Origin of the sequence: Micromonospora sp. NPDC005305, assembly GCF_040607315.1 — a bacterium.
Taxonomy (GTDB): domain Bacteria; phylum Actinomycetota; class Actinomycetes; order Mycobacteriales; family Micromonosporaceae; genus Micromonospora.
In genome coordinates this window covers 516,533-535,079 of the sequence record NZ_JBEXGL010000001.1, presented here as the reverse complement: position 1 = coordinate 535,079, position 18,547 = coordinate 516,533, and the positions used below count along the sequence as shown (strand labels likewise).

Annotated in this window: 20 protein-coding genes; 11 read left to right on the top strand and 9 right to left on the bottom strand. The window is 74.1% G+C overall.

Annotation, left to right across the window (positions count from 1 at the left end; all coding sequences use genetic code 11):
- Positions 1 to 6 precede the first annotated feature (6 nt).
- Positions 7 to 1,239, top strand: coding sequence for a serine hydrolase domain-containing protein (locus ABZS80_RS02545; RefSeq protein WP_355054091.1), 1,233 nt, complete (start codon positions 7 to 9; stop codon positions 1,237 to 1,239).
- Positions 1,240 to 1,310: 71 nt separating this feature from the next.
- A complete protein-coding gene (locus ABZS80_RS02540) occupies positions 1,311 to 1,952 on the top strand; it encodes an NAD(P)H-binding protein (RefSeq protein ID WP_355054090.1) in 642 nt (213 codons plus the stop codon).
- 2 nt (positions 1,953 to 1,954) lie between these two features.
- On the opposite strand, the gene ABZS80_RS02535 is transcribed toward ABZS80_RS02540, so the two are convergent.
- Positions 1,955 to 2,419, bottom strand: coding sequence for a PPOX class F420-dependent oxidoreductase (locus ABZS80_RS02535; RefSeq protein ID WP_355054089.1), 465 nt, complete (start codon positions 2,417 to 2,419; stop codon positions 1,955 to 1,957).
- A gap of 32 nt (positions 2,420 to 2,451) precedes the next feature.
- Positions 2,452 to 3,093: a hypothetical protein gene (locus ABZS80_RS02530; RefSeq protein ID WP_355054088.1), complete on the bottom strand. Its 642-nt coding sequence runs from the start codon at positions 3,091 to 3,093 to the stop codon at positions 2,452 to 2,454.
- A gap of 287 nt (positions 3,094 to 3,380) precedes the next feature.
- Here ABZS80_RS02530 and ABZS80_RS02525 point away from each other — a divergent pair, with 287 nt between their 5' ends.
- Positions 3,381 to 4,157, top strand: a complete 777-nt coding sequence (locus ABZS80_RS02525) for a D-Ala-D-Ala carboxypeptidase family metallohydrolase (RefSeq protein ID WP_355054087.1) — start codon at positions 3,381 to 3,383, stop codon at positions 4,155 to 4,157.
- A gap of 129 nt (positions 4,158 to 4,286) precedes the next feature.
- On the opposite strand, the gene ABZS80_RS02520 is transcribed toward ABZS80_RS02525, so the two are convergent.
- The 3 genes from ABZS80_RS02520 to ABZS80_RS02510 all read right to left on the bottom strand — a co-directional run bounded on the left by ABZS80_RS02520 (position 4,287) and on the right by ABZS80_RS02510 (position 6,756).
- Complete coding sequence (locus tag ABZS80_RS02520; protein WP_355054086.1) at positions 4,287 to 4,739, bottom strand: hypothetical protein; 453 nt, start codon at positions 4,737 to 4,739, stop codon at positions 4,287 to 4,289.
- Positions 4,740 to 4,843: 104 nt separating this feature from the next.
- Positions 4,844 to 5,521: a response regulator transcription factor gene (locus ABZS80_RS02515; protein ID WP_355054085.1), complete on the bottom strand. Its 678-nt coding sequence runs from the start codon at positions 5,519 to 5,521 to the stop codon at positions 4,844 to 4,846.
- The gene (locus ABZS80_RS02510; protein ID WP_355054084.1) at positions 5,518 to 6,756 is read right to left on the bottom strand and encodes a histidine kinase; all 1,239 of its coding nucleotides are present in this window, start codon (positions 6,754 to 6,756) and stop codon (positions 5,518 to 5,520) included. The genes ABZS80_RS02515 and ABZS80_RS02510 overlap by 4 nt, the downstream gene beginning before the upstream one ends.
- Positions 6,757 to 6,889: 133 nt before the next feature.
- Between ABZS80_RS02510 and ABZS80_RS02505 the strand changes: the two genes are divergently transcribed.
- The 5 genes from ABZS80_RS02505 (at position 6,890) to ABZS80_RS02485 (ending at position 10,455) form a co-directional block, all read left to right on the top strand.
- A complete protein-coding gene (locus tag ABZS80_RS02505; protein ID WP_355054083.1) occupies positions 6,890 to 7,789 on the top strand; it encodes an ATP-binding cassette domain-containing protein in 900 nt (299 codons plus the stop codon).
- Positions 7,786 to 8,568, top strand: a complete 783-nt coding sequence (locus tag ABZS80_RS02500; RefSeq protein ID WP_355054082.1) for an ABC transporter permease — start codon at positions 7,786 to 7,788, stop codon at positions 8,566 to 8,568. Before ABZS80_RS02505 ends, ABZS80_RS02500 begins: the two co-directional genes overlap by 4 nt.
- Positions 8,569 to 8,570: 2 nt before the next feature.
- Positions 8,571 to 9,287: a hypothetical protein gene (locus tag ABZS80_RS02495; protein ID WP_355054081.1), complete on the top strand. Its 717-nt coding sequence runs from the start codon at positions 8,571 to 8,573 to the stop codon at positions 9,285 to 9,287.
- Positions 9,288 to 9,324: 37 nt separating this feature from the next.
- Positions 9,325 to 9,888 carry a heme-binding protein gene (locus tag ABZS80_RS02490; RefSeq protein ID WP_355054080.1) on the top strand — a complete coding sequence of 188 codons (564 nt, stop codon included), beginning with the start codon at positions 9,325 to 9,327 and terminating at the stop codon, positions 9,886 to 9,888.
- Between the two features lie 72 nt (positions 9,889 to 9,960).
- Positions 9,961 to 10,455, top strand: coding sequence for a hypothetical protein (locus tag ABZS80_RS02485; RefSeq protein ID WP_355054079.1), 495 nt, complete (start codon positions 9,961 to 9,963; stop codon positions 10,453 to 10,455).
- A gap of 60 nt (positions 10,456 to 10,515) precedes the next feature.
- On the opposite strand, the gene ABZS80_RS02480 is transcribed toward ABZS80_RS02485, so the two are convergent.
- Complete coding sequence (locus ABZS80_RS02480; RefSeq protein ID WP_355054195.1) at positions 10,516 to 12,639, bottom strand: hypothetical protein; 2,124 nt, start codon at positions 12,637 to 12,639, stop codon at positions 10,516 to 10,518.
- A 369-nt stretch (positions 12,640 to 13,008) separates the two neighbouring features.
- Between ABZS80_RS02480 and ABZS80_RS02475 the strand changes: the two genes are divergently transcribed.
- Positions 13,009 to 13,548 carry a DUF1697 domain-containing protein gene (locus tag ABZS80_RS02475; RefSeq protein WP_355054078.1) on the top strand — a complete coding sequence of 180 codons (540 nt, stop codon included), beginning with the start codon at positions 13,009 to 13,011 and terminating at the stop codon, positions 13,546 to 13,548.
- Positions 13,549 to 13,593: 45 nt separating this feature from the next.
- Here ABZS80_RS02475 and ABZS80_RS02470 read toward each other — a convergent pair whose 3' ends face one another.
- Together ABZS80_RS02470 and ABZS80_RS02465 are read right to left on the bottom strand one after the other, a co-directional pair.
- Complete coding sequence (locus ABZS80_RS02470) at positions 13,594 to 14,574, bottom strand: MBL fold metallo-hydrolase (protein WP_355054077.1); 981 nt, start codon at positions 14,572 to 14,574, stop codon at positions 13,594 to 13,596.
- Between the two features lie 155 nt (positions 14,575 to 14,729).
- Positions 14,730 to 15,611, bottom strand: coding sequence for a serine hydrolase (locus ABZS80_RS02465; RefSeq protein ID WP_355054076.1), 882 nt, complete (start codon positions 15,609 to 15,611; stop codon positions 14,730 to 14,732).
- Between the two features lie 48 nt (positions 15,612 to 15,659).
- Here ABZS80_RS02465 and ABZS80_RS02460 point away from each other — a divergent pair, with 48 nt between their 5' ends.
- Both ABZS80_RS02460 and ABZS80_RS02455 read left to right on the top strand, forming a co-directional pair.
- Complete coding sequence (locus ABZS80_RS02460; RefSeq protein ID WP_355054075.1) at positions 15,660 to 16,634, top strand: LysR substrate-binding domain-containing protein; 975 nt, start codon at positions 15,660 to 15,662, stop codon at positions 16,632 to 16,634.
- Positions 16,635 to 16,770: 136 nt separating this feature from the next.
- A complete protein-coding gene (locus ABZS80_RS02455) occupies positions 16,771 to 17,625 on the top strand; it encodes an aldo/keto reductase (RefSeq protein WP_355054074.1) in 855 nt (284 codons plus the stop codon).
- A 46-nt stretch (positions 17,626 to 17,671) separates the two neighbouring features.
- On the opposite strand, the gene ABZS80_RS02450 is transcribed toward ABZS80_RS02455, so the two are convergent.
- The gene (locus ABZS80_RS02450; RefSeq protein WP_355054073.1) at positions 17,672 to 18,508 is read right to left on the bottom strand and encodes a helix-turn-helix transcriptional regulator; all 837 of its coding nucleotides are present in this window, start codon (positions 18,506 to 18,508) and stop codon (positions 17,672 to 17,674) included.
- Positions 18,509 to 18,547 lie beyond the last annotated feature (39 nt).

Here is an 18,547-nt window from a genome sequence, read left to right as displayed (position 1 = left end):
GGCGTCGTGAGCGTCGCAGTGAGCACCGACCCGGACCGCATCGGCTTCGACCCCGCGCGACTGGCGCGGATCGACGAGCATTTCGGCAGGTACGTCGACGACGGTCGGCTCGCCGGCTGGCAGATCGTGGTGACCCGCCGGGGCGAGATCGCCCACTCCGCCACCTACGGGCTGCGGGACCGGGAGGCCGGCGCACCGGTCGAGCCGGACACCCTCTGGCGCATCTACTCCATGACCAAGCCGATCACCTCGGTCGCCGCCATGATGCTCTGGGAGGAGGGCCGGTTCCAGCTGAACGACCCGGTCAGCCGCTGGCTACCGGAGTTCGCCGACGTGCGGGTCTACGACCGGGGCTCGGTGCTCAAGCCGTACACGGTGCCGGCGGTCGAGCCGGTCCGGGTGTGGCACCTGCTCACCCACACCGCCGGCCTGACCTACGGCTTCGCCCAGGTCAACGTGGTCGACGGCCTCTACCGGGCGGCCGGCTTCGACCTGGGCGTGCCGGCCGGCGCGGACCTGGCCGAGGCCACCCGCGGGATGGCCCGGCTGCCGCTGCTCTTCCAGCCCGGCACGAGCTGGAACTACGGGGTCTCCACCGACGTGCTGGGCCGGCTGGTCGAGGTGGTCTCCGGGCAGTCGCTGGACGCGTTCTTCGCCGAGCGGATCTTCCGGCCGCTGGGCATGACCGACACCCGCTGGTGGGTCGACGAGCCGGACGCCAAGCGCCTCGCCGCGCTCTACACGCCGCACCCGGCCACCGGCCAGGCGGTCCGCGCCGAGGCGATCGGCCGCTACGCGCTCCGCGCGCCGGAATGCCTCTCCGGCGGCGGCGGGCTGGTCTCCACGGCCGCCGACTACCACCGGTTCACCCAGTTCCTGCTCCGCGGCGGCGAGCTGGACGGGGTCCGCCTGCTCGGCCCTCGCACGGTGCGCTTCATGACCCGCAACCACCTGCCCGGCAACCGGGACCTGGCCTCGTTCTCCCCCGAGGGCTTCGCCGAGACGATCCTCGACGGGGTCGGCTTCGGGCTGGGCTTCGCCGTGGTGCTCGACCCGGTGCCGTCGCGGGTGCCGAGCAGCGTGGGCGAGTACTACTGGGGCGGCCTGGCCAGCACCGCCTTCTGGGTGGACCCGGTGGAGGAGGTCACGGCACTGCTCTTCACCCAGCTCATGCCGTCGAGCACGTATCCGCTGCGCCCCCAGCTGCGCCAGCTCGTCTACTCGGCCCTGGTCGACTGACACCGCCGGGCCGTCCGCCCGGTTCGGCGGAACGGCACCGGTCGGGCGGCCCGCTCCCTAGCCTGGGGAGCATGAGCGACATCGTCGTGTTCGGCGCCGGCGGCACCGCGGGCTCCCGGATCGCCGCCGAGGCGGTCGAGCGGGGGCACCGGGTCACCGCGGCGGTGCGCCGCCCGGAGGCGACCAGCTACCTGCCGGCCGGGGTCCGCGCGGTGACCGGTGACGCGACCTCGGCCCGGAGCGTGCGCGAGCTGGCCGGGGACGCCGACGTGTTCGTGGTGGCCATCGGCGGCGGGGAGCGGGAGCTGTGGCGCGACGCGGCCCGCACCCTGGTCGACACGCTGCGCGAGCTGCCCGACCCGCCCCGGGTGATCCACGTGGGGGGCGGGGCGACGTTGCTGACCCCGAAGGGCACCCGCTACCTGGACGAGCCGGACTTCCCGGAGGAGTACCGGGACTCGGCCGAGGGCCAGGCCGACGCCCTCGACGTCTACCGTTCCTCCGCCGACGGCGTGACCTGGACGTACGTCTCGCCCCCGCCGCTGGAGTTCCACCCCGGCGAGCGGACCGGCCACTACCGGACCGGCACCGACCAGCCGGTCACCGACGCGCAGGGCCGGTCGGTGCTCACCTACGAGGACCTGGCGGTGGCGATCGTCGACGAGATCGAGAACCCCCGGTTCGGCAACGCCCGCTTCACGGCCGCGTACTGAGGTCAGTCGGCCAGCCGGGCCGGGAAGCCGCCGGTGGCGATCGGCCCCCAGCCGTCGATGGTCACCCGGATCAGCGACTTGCCCTGCTTGACCATCGCCTCGCGGTACTCGTCCCAGTCCGGGTGCTCACCGGAGATGCTGCGGAAGTAGTCGACCAGCGGATCGAGGGCCTCCGGCAGGTCGAGCACCTCGGCGGTGCCGTCGACCTGCACCCACGGCCCGTCCCAGTCGTCGGAGAGCACGCATGCGGAGACCCGGGGGTCGCGACGGATGTTGGTCACCTTGGCCCGCTCGGGGTAGGTGGAGATCACCAGCCGCCCCTCGGCGTCGACCCCGCAGGAGACCGGGGAGGACTGGGGGCGGCCGTCGGCGCGGGTCGTCATGAGCACGACCCGGTGCCGGGGGCGGAGGAACTCGATCAGGGCGTCCCGGTCGACCCGGGTGTTGCTCGCGATGCTGCGTGCCATGCCTCGGTTCTACCAGGCGGGCCGGGCGCGGCTCAGCGCGGACGCCCGGCGGTCCGGCGCGGGGAGGCCTGCGCCGGCACGCGCGGCCGCGCGCTGGGCCGCCAGGCGCGCCCGTTGGCGTAGATCACCCGGAAACCGAGGTACGAGGCGAGCGGCGCCCAGTGGGCCGAGCCCATCCGCAGCTCGGCGGCGTTGTGCCGCTGCCCATTGGCCAGCACGTCGAGCAGCACGGTCTCGAACGCGGCGGACTCGACCCAGTCCACCTCGCGGGTGAAGCCGCAGACCAGCGCGGCCCCGGTGACGTCGAGGAATTCGCGCAGCGCGGCGTCGGAGGCGCGCAGCACCGAGCAGCTGCCGAAATAGAGGCGGCGCCCCTCGCAGCGGCCGGCCATCCGCTCGGCGACGTCGGCCAGCTCCACGGAGTCCCAGTCGGTCAGGCAGAGCCGGCTCGGCTCGCCGTGCATGGCGAAGAAGCCGACCCGGAAGTCGGCGTACTGCTTGAGCAGCCAGCGGTCGAGGAAGTAGAAGAGCTCGTCGCGGGTGGCGGCGTCCTTGTGGATGAAACGGATCCGGCCCAGCCGTTCGAGCAGTTCGAGGGTGGGCAGGACGGAGCCCCGCTCGTTGAGGTCCCGGTGCCACTGCCCCTCGACGCAGAAGACGCCACCGCGCGCCAACGCCCACCTCCCCCGCCTCGGAGCCAGACGTTACCGGGCGGCGAGGGCGGGGCGACATCACCCTCGGTGTGGCCGGTTGCCGGGTTCCGTTACGGACACGCGGTTCCGGGGCGGAATGGGCGTTTCACAATCACGGCAATCCAGCTAATACCCAGCAGGGACCTAATGCGAGAGCAATTCCGGTTAACTGCCACAAACCGTCAGGAGTGCTGCCACCGTGGAAGGACGGGGCTTCCCGGTCGATGTCCCGTCACAACCCCACATCACTCTCCAATCGGAGGAATTCAGTGCGCATCAACATGCTCAAGCGGGTGGTGGTCGCGTTCGCGCTGGCCCTGCCCGGGGCCGCCATCGCCACGGTCGTGGCCGCGCCGGCGGCCCACGCCGACGGCTGCTACACCTGGCCCCGGAACCTCTACCAGGGGCGCACCGGGGAGGACGTCCGGCAACTCCAGATCCGCGTGGCCGGCTGGGCCGCGTACCGGGACATCGTCCGGATCGACGGCAGCTACGGGCCCGAGACGGCGGCCGCCGTCCGCCGCTTCCAGTCCGCGTACGGGCTGCGCGCCGACGGCGTCGCCGGCCCGCAGACCTTCGCCAAGATCTACGACCTGCAGGACAACGACTGCACGCCGAAGCACTTCAGCTACGCCGAACTGGACAACGGCTGCGGCAAGGGCGGGTGGAGCGGGGGCCCGCTCTCGTCGACCGCCGCTCGCGAGAACGCGGTGCGCGCCATGTGGAAGCTGGAGGCGCTGCGGCGCAGCCTGGGCGACACGCCGCTCTACGTCATCAGCGGCTTCCGCGACATCGCCTGCAACCGGCAGGTCGGCGGCGCCACGGACAGCCAGCACCTCTACGGCACCGCGGCCGACGTGCTCTCCCGCAGCAGGACGCTCTGCCAGGTGGCCACGTCGGCCCGCAGCCACGGCTTCAGCGGCCTCTTCGGCCCCGGCTACCCCGGCCACAGCGACCACGTCCACGTGGACTCGCGTCGGGAGAACAACCAGGACCGGTCGGCGAACACCACCACCTGGTCCGTCCCGAACTGCGGGGTGAGCTGAGCCGACGCCGACGGCGGCCCGACGCGGGGGTGGGGGCTCCCCGCGCCGAGGCCGCCGTCGGCGGCCCCGGGACGCTGCGACCACTCCGGCTCGGCGGGTCAGACGCCACGCTGCGACCCGGACCGGTCGTCAGCTCGCCCGGGGCCAGCGCGGCCGGGTGGCGGGGGGCGCCACGGGCCGGCCGGTACCGCCGGGCCGGAGACCGGGCCGCACCGGAGGTGCGGCGACCCGGCCGGCCGGGCCGCGCGGGGACTGGGGCGCCGTCGGCCGGCCGGCCGACGGGCCGGTCAGCACGAACGGGAAGGGCACGTGTACGAACGGGTTCCCGTGGCGGACCAGCGCGTCGATCTGACGCTCGTTGAGGCCGTGGGCCTCCAGCACGCGCCGCCCCCACCGGTGCAGCCGGCAGGGGTACGCGGACCCGTCGTTGCGGCACTTCGGTCCGGCGGGCCACTCCTCGGCGGCGTGCACCACCACCGCCCGGACCGCGAGGCGGACGTCCTCGGGTGTCAGCGGCGCCGGCACCGGCACCTCACCCAGGATCTGATCGATGGGATCCGTCGACTGCTCACCAACTCGCACGGCAGGCCTCCCGCAGCTCGGCAGCGGTGCGGCGGACCGGCCGCACCACATCCTCGACCACTGGTACGGCCCCGCGCCGGCAGCAGTTCAATCCCGCCCGGCGGTCAGACCAACCCGGCGTCCTGCACCAGCAGCGCCACCTGCACCCGGTTGTTGAGATCGAGCTTCGTGAGCAGGCGCGAGACGTACGCCTTCACGGTCGCCACGCTCATGAACAGCTCCGCGGAGATCTCCGCGTTGCTCCGGCCCTCCCCGAGCGCCACGGCGACCTCCCGCTCCCGCTCGGTCAGCCCGTCGAGCAGCCGCAGCGCCCGCTCCCGCCGCGTGTCCGGCGCGCGGGCCGGCGCCGGCGCGGTCACGTGCGCGATGAGCTTGCGGGTCACCGCCGGGGACAGGGTCGCCTCGCCGGCCGCGACCCGGCGCACCGCCGCCACGATCTCGGCGGGCGGGGTGTCCTTGAGCAGGAAGCCGCTCGCTCCGGCGCGCAGCGCCCGCAGCACCTGCTCGTCGGCGTCGAAGGTGGTCAGCACCAGCACCTCGGGCGGGTCCGGCGCGGCCCGCAGCGCCTCCGTGGCGGCCAGCCCGTCGACCCGGGGCATCCGGATGTCCATGAGCACCAGGTCCGGGGCGTACGCGGCGACGGCGGCGGGCACCTCCGCGCCGTCGGTGGCCTCGCCGACCACCCGGAGGTCCGGCACCCCGCCCAGGATCATCGACAGTGCGGCCCGGACCAGCGCGTCGTCGTCGACGATCAGCACCCGGACGGGCGGCTCGGCGGTCACGCGGGCGCCCAGGGCAGCCAGGCGGTGAGCCGGAAGTCGCCGTCGGCGTCGCGCCCGTGGTCGAGCCGGCCGCCGGCCAGGGTGACCCGTTCCGCGACCCCCACGAGCCCGGTCCCGGTGCCGGGGATCGGCGAGGCGGCCTCGCCGACCGGCCACGGGTTGCGGATCTCCACGGCCAGGCCGTCGCCGGGGCCGCCGGCCAGCCGGACGGTCACCACCGCCCCGGGCGCGTGCTTGCGGGCGTTGGTGAGCCCCTCCTGCACGATCCGGTACGCGCTGCGCCCGACCGCGGCCGGCACCGCCGCCCGGTCGGCGACCTCGTCCACCACGCTGACCCGTACGCCGGCGGTGCGGGACTCGGCGACCAGGGCGGGCACCTCGCCCAGGGTCGGTTGGGGGCGCTCCGGGGTGGCCTCGGCGGACGGCTCGGCGCGCAGCACGCCGATCACCTCGCGCAGGTCCTGCAGGGCGGCGTGCGCGCTGGACCGGATGACACCGGCCGCCCGGGCGACCTCCTCGGCGGGCGCGTCCGGGCGGAACTCCAGGGCGCCGGCGTGCAGGCTGAGCAGGGAGATCCGGTGCGCGAGCACGTCGTGCATCTCCCGGGCGATCCGGGTGCGTTCGAGCTGGCGGGCCTGGTCGAGCCGGAGCTGCTGCTCGGCCTCGGCCCGCTCGGCCCGGTCGCGCAGCGACAGCACCAGTTGGCGGCGGGCCCGGACGAAGAGCGCCCAGGCGACCGTCCCGCCGATGAAGAGCAGGGTCCAGGCCACAGCGGCCCAGAACGGCAGCACCGGGTCGGGGCGGATCGCCAGGTAGAGCGGCGTCGTCACCAGGTGCCAGCCGACCAGCGCCAGGGCCACCACGAGCCGCTGATGCACCACGAGCGTGAACAGGATGATCAGCAGCGCGATCCCGGAGGTGACCGAGAACAGGGCCAGCGGCGCGGCGGCCACGGCCAGCCCGACCGGCCAACGCCGGCGCAGCCAGAGGGCCGCGCTGGCCAGCAACCCGATGACCAGGTCGAGCTGGTTCAGCCAGGCCGGCCCGAGGTTCATGGCGAACTCCGGCTTCGGCTGCACCGAGTCGCCGTAGGCGAGCAGCACCCAGGCCACCGAGAACAGGAAGGCCAGGCTGTCGACGAGCCAGTCCCGGGGCGTCCGCCGGACAATCCGGGCGGCGGGCGCCAGTGAGCCCGGCAACAACCAGGGATGATCGGGTACGACGGCGCTGCTCATCCACCCATGCTAGGAAGCCCGTCGCGGGCCCGACCAGCTACCAAAGTCGACGCCTGCCGGTAGACCGAGGTATCGGCGGCTCCCGACCGCCGGCCGCAGCGGGCGACCGGGTGGCCCCGGCAGGCTCGACGGCATGATCGAAGTCGACCACCTCACCAAGCGGTACGGCCCGCACACCGCCGTCGAGGATGTCTCGTTCCGCTGCGAACCGGGCACGGTGACCGGTTTCCTCGGCCCGAACGGCGCGGGCAAGTCCACCACCATGCGGATGATCTGCGGGATGACGGCGCCCAGCGCGGGCGGCGCCACCGTCACCGGGCGGCCCTACCGGGAGCTGCCCAACCCGGGGCGGGAGATCGGGGTCCTGCTCGACGCCTCCGCGCAGCACGCCGGGCGGACCGGTCGTGAGGCGCTGACCCTGGCCGCCCGGACCATGGGCGTGGAGCGCGGGCAGGTCGCCGCGAAGCTGGACCTGGTGGGGCTGAACGAGACGGCGGCGCGGCGGCGGGTCGGCGCGTACTCCCTGGGCATGCGCCAGCGGCTCGGCCTGGCGCTGGCGCTGCTGGGTGACCCCCGGGTGCTGATCCTCGACGAGCCGGCCAACGGCCTCGACCCGGAGGGCATCTTCTGGATGCGGGGCCTGCTGCGGGACTTCGCCGACCGGGGCGGCACGGTGCTGCTCTCCTCGCACCTGCTGCGGGAGGTGGAGGCGGTGGCCGACCGGCTCGTGGTGATCGGCGCCGGCCGGGTCGTCGCCGAGGGCGGCAAGGACGAGCTGCTGGCCGGCGCCGGCACCCTGGTCCGCGCCCGGGACCAGCACGCCCTGCGGCTCACCCTGGACCGGGCGGGCCTGCCGGCGACCGCCGGCACCGACGGCGGCTACGTCGTCCGGGCCGAGCCGGAGGCGGTCGGCCAGGCCGCGGCGGACGCCGGTCTGGTCCTCACCGAGCTGCGCCCGGCCGGCAGCGGCGGCCTCGAACAGCTCTTCCTCACCCTCACCGCCGGCGCGTCCACGAAGGAGGCCGTCCGATGACCGCCGTCACCGCCCCCGCACCCACCCTGCGCCGCCCCGCCGCGGCCGGGCCCTCGCTGGCCCGGCTGACCGCGGTGGAGCTGCGCAAGCTCGCCGACACCCGGGCCGGACGCTGGCTCCTGATCACCATCGGGCTGGTCGCGGCCGTCATCGTGACGGTGCAGATCTTCGTGCTGAAGGACGCGGAACAGACGTTCACCGCCTTCTTCACCCCGTCGCTGTTCCCGGTCGGGCTGCTCCTGCCGGTGCTCGGCATCCTCTCCATCACCGGGGAGTGGTCCCAGCGCACCGCGCTGACCACCTTCGCGCTGGTGCCCCGGCGGGAGCGGGTGGTCTTCGCGAAGCTCGCCGCGGTGGTGCTGGCCGCGCTGGCCTCGGTGCTGGTCAGCCTGGCCGTCGCGGCCGCCGGCACGCTGGCCGCCCGGGCCACCGGCGGAGCCGGGACCTGGACCTTCGACTGGCACCTGCTGCCGTACGCGGCGGTGTTCCAGGTGGCGAACGTGCTCATGGGCGCGGGCTTCGGCCTGCTGCTGCTGAACACCCCGCTGGCGATCGTCACCTACCTGCTGCTGCCGACCGTGTGGAGCGTGCTCGCCGCGATGATCCGGGCGCTGCGCGAGCCGGCGCGGTGGCTGGACACCTCGGTCACCATGGAACCCCTGCTCACCCCGGACATGACCGCCGGGCAGTGGGGCCGGCTCGGGGTGTCGCTGGCCGTCTGGCTGCTCGTCCCGCTGGTCGCCGGGCTGGTCCGCACGCTGCGGCGGGAGGTGTCCTGACCGTGGCGCGGGGGTCCGGCGAGGCCGTCGTGGTCAGCGGCGGCGCCGGCGAGCTGGTGCTGATGTGGGCCGGGTTCCCGCTGCTCGGGGCGGGGCTGGGCGCGGCGCTGACCGCCGCGTCCGGTTGGGTGGCCGACCTGCCGTGGTTCCCCTTCCAGGGCTGGTTCGCGCTGCTGGACCGGTGGCCGGCGGAGCGGTCGTACCCGGTGGGCGCGGGGGTGGCCGCGCTGGCCGGCCTGGTGCTCGCGTTCCTGGGCGCCCGGGAGCGGCTGACCGTGACGGTGGAGCGCACCTCGGTCCGGCTGCGCCGCGACGGCCACGGCCGGGACGTCGCCCGGGCCGGGGTCAGCGGGGTGTTCCGCGACGGGAAGGCGCTGGTGCTGCTGGACGCCGACGGCGGCGAGCTGGCCCGGGAACGGTCCGACCTCAGCGCGGAACGGCTGCGTGCGGCATTCACCGGGCAGGGCTGGCCCTGGGTCGAGCAGGACCCGTACGGGACGGCGTACCGGCGGTGGGTCGAGGGCCTGCCGGGGCTGCCGGCCGGGGCGGACGCGCTGCTGCGGGCCCGGCAGCGGGCGGTCGACGCCGACCGGGCCGGCGAGGCGGTCGAGCTGCGCGGTGAGCTGGCCCGGCTCGGGGTGGTGGTCCGGGACGAGCGCAAGCGGCAGTACTGGCGGTTGGTGCCCAGTCCGCCGGACCGGGACGGCGTGCGCCGGTAGCGTCGGCGGTGGGACCACCGAGGGCGGGAGGGCGGGGATGACCGAGCGGCAGGCCTACCGCGTGGTGGCCCGCCACCCGGGGTTCGAGCTGCGCCGCTACCCGGCCCACCTGGTCGCCGAGGTCCGCGTCGCCGGGTCGTTCGAGTCCGCCGGCAGCACGGCGTTCCGGCCGCTGGCCCGGTACCTCTCCGGTGCGAACCGGTCGCGCCGGGCGGCTCCGGTGGCCGCGCCGTCCCCGCCGGAGCCGGCCGGCGCGGAGCGGATCGCGATGACCGTCCCCGTGCTGCAGGTCGAGGGCGACCGGCCGGGAAGCTGGGTGGTGCAGGTCGTGATGCCGGCGGACTTCACCCCGGCCACGCTGCCCGAGCCGACGGACCCGCTGGTCACCACCCGGGAGATCCCGGGGCAGCTGGCGGCGGCGATGCGGTTCTCCGGGCGGTGGACGGCGCGGACGTTCGACCGCCGGGCCACCGCGCTCGGTCGCGCGGTCACCGCCGCCGGCCTGACCCCGGCGGGCGCCGTCCGGTACGCCCGCTACGACCCGCCGTGGAAGCCGTGGTTCCTGCGACGTAACGAGGTCGTGCTCCCGGTCGCCGAATAGGCGGCGGCCGGCACAGGCCGCCGGGTCACCCCTAGACTCGGTGACCCCGCTGCCCACCGGATGGGAGACCTCGTGCGCCGCTGGCCCGCCGCCCTGGCCCTGGTGCTGCTGCTCGCCGGCTGCGGCGGCGGCACCGAGACGACCGCCCTGCCGGCCTGGGAGAGACCGTCGCCGACCGCGCCGGCCCCGCTGACCGTGAAGGAGGCGAAGGGCCGCTACCTGGCCGTCGTGGCGCCGTACAACACCGCGCTGGAGGAGTTGGAGGAGGCGCTGAAGGCACGCCGGCCCTGGCGGACCGTGCGGGGCCTGGCCAGCACGGTCGCCACCACCAACGCCGCCCACGCCGAGCAGCTCCGCACCACCGTCTGGCCGGCCGCGGCGCAGGCCCCGGTCGCCGCGCTGCTCAAGGAGAACGACGTGGCCCTGCGGCACTGGCGGCTCGCCGCCGAGGCCGGGAGCGCCGAGGCGCTGATGCGGGAGATCCGCGCCGCCGCCGCGCACGACGGCGGCGCGCAGGCCGACAAGGTACGCCGCAGCCTCGGCCTGCCGGTCTACCGGGACTCCTGACCTCCGGACGACGTCGGGCCCGCGCCGAGGTGCGGCGCGGGCCCGAACGGGATGGCGGAGCTACTTGCCGTTGCCCGTGTTCTTCACCCGGAAGGTGTAGTCCGCGTCCAGGTAGGTGAGGTCGCCGGTCGGCAGGTTGGAGATCAGGACGGCGAAGTCGTCCTGGTTGCCGTTGGCGCACTTCGTCCGCAGGCCGCTGGCGGTGAACTGGTCGCCGGTGGACCGGTAGACCCAGTTGCCCGCGCCGTCGGTGGTTTCCCCCGGCGAGGTGACGCCCGGCGTAAGGTCGCAGTGGCTGACCACCTGGACCGTCCAGTTGTTGTCCTGCACGCCGTCGGTGCTGATCCAGTTACCCGCCGCGGAGGTGAGGTTCGCCGCGGCGCCGTTGACCCGGACATCATCGACGAACCAGCCGGTGTCCATGTACGCGGCGTCGGTGGAGTACCGGAACCGCACGTCCGTGGTGCCGGCCGGCAGGTCGGCGGTGAGGTGCAGGTAGACCGGGTCGTCCACGAAGTACTCGCCGCCGGAGGTGCCGGTCAGGCCGTTGCCCTCCTCGTTGTTGCCGTGCGGGTCGTCGTCGGTGGTGACGACCTGCCCGGCGTCGTTGCGCACCGGCACCGTCACCCAGTTGCCGCCGACGAGCGCCTCGACGAAACCGTAGTCCCAGCCCTCCTCGATGAAGTACCAGCTCCAGAAGTCCAGCGAGGTGACCGCGCCGGAGGTGGTCACGTCGAGGATGTTGTCGTCCTGGCTCTCGTAGCCGGCGTACCAGTGCGTCGTGCCGGTGTGCGGCGCGATCACCGTCTCGTCGTCGCCGTCGAAGGCCAGCGACACGGTCGGGCCAGGGTTGCGGAACCGCTCGACCGACATGCCGAACGGCACGGCGGTGGTGTCCGGGCGGTTCTTCAGCCGCGCCCACTTGGCCTCGGGGGTGGCGCCGTGGTAGCTGCCCCGGCCGCCCCAGAAGACGTCGTCGGCGATGTCGATGGTCCACGAGGTGTCGGCCGGGTCGCCGAAGTTGAACGCCTTGATGTCGTAGATCGGCGAGTCCTCGTCGTCGAGGTAGACCGCCACCGACCAGTCGCGGAACAGGTCGGCCGCGCTGCGCAGGTGCGCGCCGGTCGCCGCGTTGAAGTCGTCGATGGCGTTCTGCACGCCGGCCATGCCGTCGGCCTGCTCCTCGAAGATCGTCCTGATGAGCAGGTCACCCGCCGTGCCGTCGTACTGCTTGTCCGGGGTGTAGGTGCCGTCGCCGTTCCCGCCCGCCTGCTCCCAGAGGTACTGGAAGTAGGTGAACGCGGCCCCGTAGTTCGCGAGGCTGCCGCCCCACCGGGTCAGCGAGGTCTCCTCGTACAGGACCTGGTGGTTGGTCAGGTGCGAGCCGCCGGCGTCCAGACCGTTGAGGAAGATGGCGAAGTCGGCCAGGCCCTCGTCGACCCAGGACAGCTCACCGGGGTCGCTGTAGTTGTGCAGCAGGTGCTCCAGCTCGTGGGCGACCGTGCCCTCGTACAGCTCAGGCCGATCGTTGGCCGGGTTGGCGTCCCGCCACGGCGAGTCGTTCGGGCCGACCCGGTTGGCCCAGTCGAGACCGTCGACCGAGATGACGTTCATGCCGACGCTGTCGATGAAGTCCGGCGCGAAGTAGCCGGCGGTGTACGAGGTGACCGCGCAGTCGTAGTACGCGTCGTCCTGGATGTTGTAGACCAGCATGACCAGCGAGTCGCTGGCCGGCTCGTCCGGGTCCGCCGCGTCCATCGGGCCGTAGTGTTCCTCGTCCACCGCGACGATCTGGTCGGCGAGCTTGTCGCCGACGTAGTTGATCTGCGCCTGGGTGAGGGTGAACTGCGCGGCCGTGGCGGTGGCGCAGGGAACGAACTCGTCGCCCGGGTTGTGGTCGAACTGCGGGTCGAGGCTGGCCACGCCGGCCGGCGCGGTGCCGTCGAGCGGGGTGCCCTTCGGGACGTAGATGTAGACCGGGGTGCCGTCGGGGGTCGTGTTGGCGTAGACCCGGGTGAAGTCCTGGTTGTAGGTGCCGCCCGCCGCGCTGTCGTTGATCGGCAACGTGATGGTCGGCTCGCCGGGAAGGTTCTCGTGATCGTTGGCCTCGGCCGGGGCCGAGACCGTGAAGGCGAGCGCTGTCACGCCCGCCACCGCGGCCGCGATCCGGCTCGGTCGTCGCATTCGCACGTGGTGCCTCCTGCCGTGAGGCGGTGATCAGCTCCGGCCACCGCCGTCGGGTGTGCGGTTGCCCCCCGTCGGCGCCGCAGAGGCGGCGGCTGACCAGGGGAATGTTGTCTTCAGGCAACCACTTGCGACGGTGGCGGGGGAGGCGGCCGCAGGTCACAAATTCGTCACGAAGGCGAGTCACCTGACCGCACGTGCGACCCCCGCCGGCGGCCGGCCGATCCGGGTCGACGGATCGGCCGAGGGGCCGAGGTCCGCCCGGCCGTCCACCTTGTCCCGACCGGGCCGGAGCCACCACCGTTCGGGTCCGGGCCCGCCACACGCTCTAGGCTTGGTGGTCGAGTGACGCCAGCGCGAGGAGGCCCCGTGACCCGCTACGCCGCCCTGCTGCGAGGCGTCAACGTCGGCAGCACCCGGCTGGCCATGGCCGACCTGCGCCGCATCGTCACCGACCTCGGGCACTCCGACGTCAAGACCTACCTGCAGAGCGGCAACGTGGTCTTCAGCAGCCCGCCGACGAAGGACGACCTCCTGGCCGAGGGCATCGCCCGCAAGCTCGCCGACGAGCTGGACCTGCGCGTGCCGGTGCTGGTGCGCAGCGGCGACGAGCTGGCGGCGGTCGCCGCCGCCAGCCCGTACGCCGGGAAGCAGGACGACCCGACGCGGATGCTGGTGGCGTTCCTCTCGGCCGCGCCGAGCCCGGCCCGGGTCAAGGAACTGGCCGCGCCGGCCGGGGAGAACCTGGAGTTCACGGTCGACGGGCGCGAGGTGCACCTGCACTTCCCCGACGGCGGCTACGGGCGGACGAAGTTCACCAACGCTCACCTGGAGAAGAAGCTGGGCGTGGTGGCGACCACCCGGAACTGGAAGTCGGTGCTGGCCCTGCGCGACCTGACCGCCGGCTGAGCGGAGGGACCGGCCCCCGTGGCCCGGCCCCTCCGCGACCGATCCTCAGAACTGGTACGCCGTGTGGTACTCCGGCACCAGCACACGGCTGCGCGGCGACGCCTTCCGCACCGCGGCGATCAGGTCGTCGAGGCGCTTGCGGTCGTTCGGCGCGACGGTCGGCGGGTTGGTCAGCGGCGTCTCGAAGTTGTCCCAGTGCACCGGCACCACGACCTTCGGATGATCGAGGGCGGCCATCAGCCGGGGCACGTAGTCGGCCGTGGCGGTGGTCGCGGCGGAGGCCACCATCGCCACGTCAGGAGCCAGCCCGGCCAGGTTCCGCTCGGCGAAGTCGCTGGCCCCCATGAAGAACACCGACGGGCCGCCGTCGACGCGGATCTGGTACGCCAGGGTGTCGCCCTCGGGCAGGTCGGAGATCCGCTCCGGCTTCGGCGGGCGGGTGACCCGCACCCCGGGGAAGGCCATCGACCAGGCGCCGTTGCGGCTGTGCAGCGAGCTGACCACCTCGACCGTGTACGCGCCGAAGTCGAGCACCTCGCCGCCCCGCACCGGCGCGAGCTGCCCGCCCGGCAGCCCGTACGCCAGCCCGAGGTGGTAGGCGGTCAGCGTGCCGACGACCCGGGCGCCGGTGCGCCCGGCGATGTGGGGCACGTCGTTGAAGTGGTCCCAGTGGGTGTGCGTGACCAGGATGTTCTCGGCCCGGTCCACGATCCGGTCCACGACGGTGGTGTCCACCGTGAGCGGGGTGTTCTCGTCGAACGCGCCGGTGAACAGGCCGGTGTCGTAGCGGCTCAGGTACGGGTCGACCAGGACCGTCCGGTCGCCGATGTCGATCCGCCAGCCGGACGTACCCCACCAGCGGAAGCTGACCGCGCCGGAGCGCCGGGGCCCGGCCGCGGCGGCCGGGGCGGCCTGGGCCGGCGCGGCGGATGCGCCGGCGACCAGGCCGGCGGTCGACACGGCGGCGGTGCCGACGGCGGCGTCGCGCAGGAACCGGCGACGGTCGTAGGGCCGTTTGTCGAGCATGAAGTGTCCTCCCCGTGCGGGACAGGTTGATCGGTCCGCCCACCCCACCACCGGCCGCCCGCCGGTGTCCAAGATCGGCCGGCGGAAGGCTCGATACCCGTTCCGATATCACCGCAGGTCACGGCCGTTCGTACGGGGCGGCTCGGCGAGGGAAATCAGCCGGCGCGCAGCGCCTCGACGGCGGCCCGGGCGGCCTCGCCCATGGCCAGGTCCACGTCGATCCGGCGGGTGCTGAGCCGCTCGGTGCGGGCGTAGATCGCGACCGCGTACCGGCCGCCGTCGGGATACTCGACGACCCCGGCCTCCAGGTGCAGGCCGGGCAGGGTGCCGGTCTTCCCGGCGACCCGGACGCCGGGCGGGAAGCCGGCGGCCAGCCGGGTCCAGAACAGCTGCCGGGCCATCAGCTCGCGGACCATCGCGCAGGCGGCCGGCGGCCCCGCCTCGTCCCGCCAGATCAGGCCGAGCAGCCGGGTCATCTCCCGGGCCGTGCTGGAGGTGGTGTGCTCCGGGTCGAACACCCGCATTGCCCGGACCCGCTCCGGCGGCAGGGTGGGGAAGATCCGGGCGAAGTCGGCCTCGGTGCGGGCCCCCACGTCGGCGAGCATCGTCTCGACGAGCTGGCGGGGGCCGCCGACGATCCGGGTACGCGGCAGGCCCAGCTCGGCGGCGAGCATCGGCAGCACGTCCGGGCCGACCCGGCGCAGCAGCAGGTCGGCGGCGGTGTTGTCGCTGACCGACATGGCGAAGTAGGCCAGGTCGCGTAGGGACACCTCCACGTCGTCGGCGCAGCCCGCGACGCCCCAGCCGCCGAGCCGGTCGGCCGCGCCGACCAGCACCCGCTCGACCGGGTCGAGCTGGCCGGCGACGGCCTGCCGGGCGAACTCCAGCACCAGCAGGATCTTGAACACGGAGGCGATCACCACCTGCTCGTCGGCCCGCAACGCCACCTCCCGCCCCGGCGCGTCGACGTCCTCGACGTGCAGGCAGCCGCTGATCCCGGCCCGCCGGAAGATCTCCTCGATCCGCTCCCCGCTCACCCCGACACGCTAACCAGTGGCGACCGGGGCGGGCGTAGGGTGCCCGTCGTGGACCTGCTGCGACACCTGCGGCACTTCGTGGTGGTGGCCCGGGAGCTGCACTTCGGGCGGGCGGCCGAGGTGCTGGGCATGGCGCAGCCGCCGCTGAGCCAGTCGATCCAGCGGCTGGAGCGCGAGCTGGGCGCCACCCTGTTCGACCGGTCGGGGCGCCAGGTCCGGCTCACCACGGCCGGCCAGCTCCTGCTCGGCGAGGCCGACGAGCTGCTCGCCGGGGAGCGCCGGCTGCGCAACCTGGTCGACCAGGTCCGCCGTGGCGCGCTCGGTGTGCTGCGCGCCGGCGTACCCCCGGAGACCCCGGCCGTGACGTTGCGGGCGTTGCTCGACGGGCTCGCCGCGCGGGCGCCCGGACTCGACCTGGACCTGCACGAGCTGACCAGCGCCGAGCAGCGGCGGATGCTGGCCGAGGGGCGGCTCGACGTGGGCCTGCTGCACCACCCGGTGGAGGAGGCCGGGCTGCGCTTCGGGCCCGCCGTGGACGCGCCGGTCGGGGTGCTGCTGCCCCGGGCCGCGCCGGCGGCCCGGGCCCGCGAGGTGAAGCTGGCCGACCTGGCCGGTTTGGACCTGATCACCGCGCCGCCGGCCACGGCGCCCGGCTGGCACGGGCACCTGCTGGCGGTCTGCCGGCGGCACGGCTTCGCGCCGGCCCGGGTCCGGTCCGCCCGCAACCCGGAGTTCCTGTTCGGGCTGCTGCTGGCCGGTGGCGCGGTCGCCCTGGAACCGGAGCCGGTGGCCCGCCGCGAGCCGCGGATCGCCTGGCGACCGCTGGTCGATGCGCCGCTGGTCAGGCGGACCTCGGCGGCCTGGCCGGCGCGGGCGGGGCACCCGGCGGCCCCGATGTTCGGGCAGCTCGCGGCCGAGGTGCTGGCCGCCGCGGAGCCGCCACCGGCGACGGCGGCGCTCGCGGCGGCCGCCCGGCCCTGGCCGGTGCTCTTCGAGGCCGGCCAGCAGCCGCAGGCGGGCTGAACCGGCCCGGGCGGCGCAGATCACCCGGCGGCGGCCGTGACGAGCCGGGACCAGCGGGTAGAGAACCCGGGTGGCAAGGCCCGGCGCCGCGCGTGGAAGCGTTCCCGGGCACCCGGACGATCGGAGATGAGGCTTCATGGCCCCGAACAGCGTTCCCGACATCTCGCTCAACGACGGCAACACCATCCCGCAGCTCGGCTTCGGGGTCTTCCAGATCGAGCCGAAGGACACCGTGCAGGCCGTCAGCACGGCGCTGGAGATCGGCTACCGCCACATCGACACGGCCGAGATGTACGGCAACGAGGCCGAGGTCGGGCAGGCCGTGCGCACCTCCGGGCTGAACCGGGGCGAGGTCTTCGTCACCAGCAAGCTGAGCAACGCCTTCCACCGCCCGGACGACGCCCGCAAGGCGTTCGAGTCGACCCTCACCGAGCTGAAGTTCGACTACCTCGACCTGTTCCTCATCCACTGGCCGCTGCCGACCCGCTACGACGGCGACTTCGTGTCCACCTGGCGCGTGCTGGAGGAGTTGCAGCGCGACGGCCGGGTCCGGTCGATCGGCGTGTCCAACTTCCAGGTGGCCCACCTGGAGCGGCTGGCCGCCGAGGCGGAGATCACGCCGGCGGTGAACCAGATCGAGGTGCACCCCTACTTCGCCAACGAGCAGGTGCGCGCCTACGACAAGGCGCACAACATCCTCACCGAGGCGTGGTCGCCGATCGCCCAGGGCAAGGTGCTGGACGACCCGACCGTCGTCGACATCGCCGAGGAGGTCGGGCGGACCCCGGCCCAGGTGGTGCTGCGCTGGCACGTGCAGCGCGGCGACATCGTCTTCCCCAAGTCGACCACGCCGAGCCGGATCGAGGAGAACTTCCGGATCTTCGACTTCGAGCTGGACGACGCGTCCATGGACCGGATCAACGGCCTGGACAAGGGTGAGGCGGGCCGGCAGGGGCCGAACCCGGACACCTTCGACTACATCCCGGACTGAGCCGCCACCGCGACCGGGGGCCGGGCCGCCGGCCCCGGTCGCGGGCTCAGGAGCCGACCCGCTCGGCGGCCCGGCGGAACGCGGACTGCGTCGGCGACCCCGGCTCGGGAACGTAGACGATGAGCCGCTGGTCGGTCTCGGGGACGTGCAGCACCCGGCACTCGAACTCCAGCGGGCCCAGCTCCGGGTGGGCGACCCGCTTGACGGTCGGGCGCCGCTCCCCCACCTCGTGCTCGGCCCAGAGCGTGGCGAACCGCGGGGACAGCCCGAGCAGCTCGGTCACCAGCCCCGCCAGCGCCGGGTCGGCCGGGTAGCGGCCGTACGCGGCCCGCAGGTCGGCCACCGTGGTCCGGGCGAAGCGCAGCACCTCCGGGTCGGCCCAGTGCGACTCCGGCACCTCCCGGCCGAACATCCAGCGGACCATGCTGCGCTCGCCGGCCGGCACCGTCGACAGGTCACCGACGAACCAGGCGGCCAGCCGGTTCCAGGCCAGAATCTCGTACGCGGCGTCGACCAGGTAGGCGGGTGTCTCCGTCATGGCGTCGAGCAGGTGTCGCAACCCGGCCGGCACCTCCCGGGAAGGGCCGACGGCGTCCGGCGGGCTCTCCCCTGCGACCCGGAACAGGTACGCCCGCTCGTCCCGGCTGAGCAGCAGCGCCCGGGCCAGCGCGGCGAGGACCTGCCGGGACGGGTGCGGTCCGCGCCCCTGCTCCAGCCGGATGTAGTAGTCGATGGACATCCCGGCGAGCTGGGCGACCTCCTGGCGGCGCAGGCCCGGCGTGCGGCGGCGTACCCCCTCGGGGAGGCCGACCTCGGCGGGGCGCAACCGGGCGCGGCGGGTGCGCAGGAACCCCGCCAGCTCGTCGCGGCGCAGTGTGCTCATCCCCCCAGCCTGCCGCACCGCCGGCCGCGGAGGCTGGTA

What these genes read in the sequence shown, in the direction of transcription:
- ABZS80_RS02505 (WP_355054083.1), top strand. Translation starts at nt 6,890, where the DNA reads ATGATCGAAGTCGACCACCTCACCAAGCGGTACGGCCCGCACACCGCC.
- ABZS80_RS02540 (WP_355054090.1), top strand. Translation starts at nt 1,311, where the DNA reads ATGAGCGACATCGTCGTGTTCGGCGCCGGCGGCACCGCGGGCTCCCGG.
- ABZS80_RS02455 (WP_355054074.1), top strand. Translation starts at nt 16,771, where the DNA reads ATGGCCCCGAACAGCGTTCCCGACATCTCGCTCAACGACGGCAACACC.
- ABZS80_RS02535 (WP_355054089.1), bottom strand. Translation starts at nt 2,419, where the DNA reads ATGGCACGCAGCATCGCGAGCAACACCCGGGTCGACCGGGACGCCCTG.
- ABZS80_RS02490 (WP_355054080.1), top strand. Translation starts at nt 9,325, where the DNA reads ATGACCGAGCGGCAGGCCTACCGCGTGGTGGCCCGCCACCCGGGGTTC.
- ABZS80_RS02500 (WP_355054082.1), top strand. Translation starts at nt 7,786, where the DNA reads ATGACCGCCGTCACCGCCCCCGCACCCACCCTGCGCCGCCCCGCCGCG.
- ABZS80_RS02470 (WP_355054077.1), bottom strand. Translation starts at nt 14,574, where the DNA reads ATGCTCGACAAACGGCCCTACGACCGTCGCCGGTTCCTGCGCGACGCC.
- ABZS80_RS02510 (WP_355054084.1), bottom strand. Translation starts at nt 6,756, where the DNA reads ATGAGCAGCGCCGTCGTACCCGATCATCCCTGGTTGTTGCCGGGCTCA.
- ABZS80_RS02450 (WP_355054073.1), bottom strand. Translation starts at nt 18,508, where the DNA reads ATGAGCACACTGCGCCGCGACGAGCTGGCGGGGTTCCTGCGCACCCGC.
- ABZS80_RS02480 (WP_355054195.1), bottom strand. Translation starts at nt 12,639, where the DNA reads ATGCGACGACCGAGCCGGATCGCGGCCGCGGTGGCGGGCGTGACAGCG.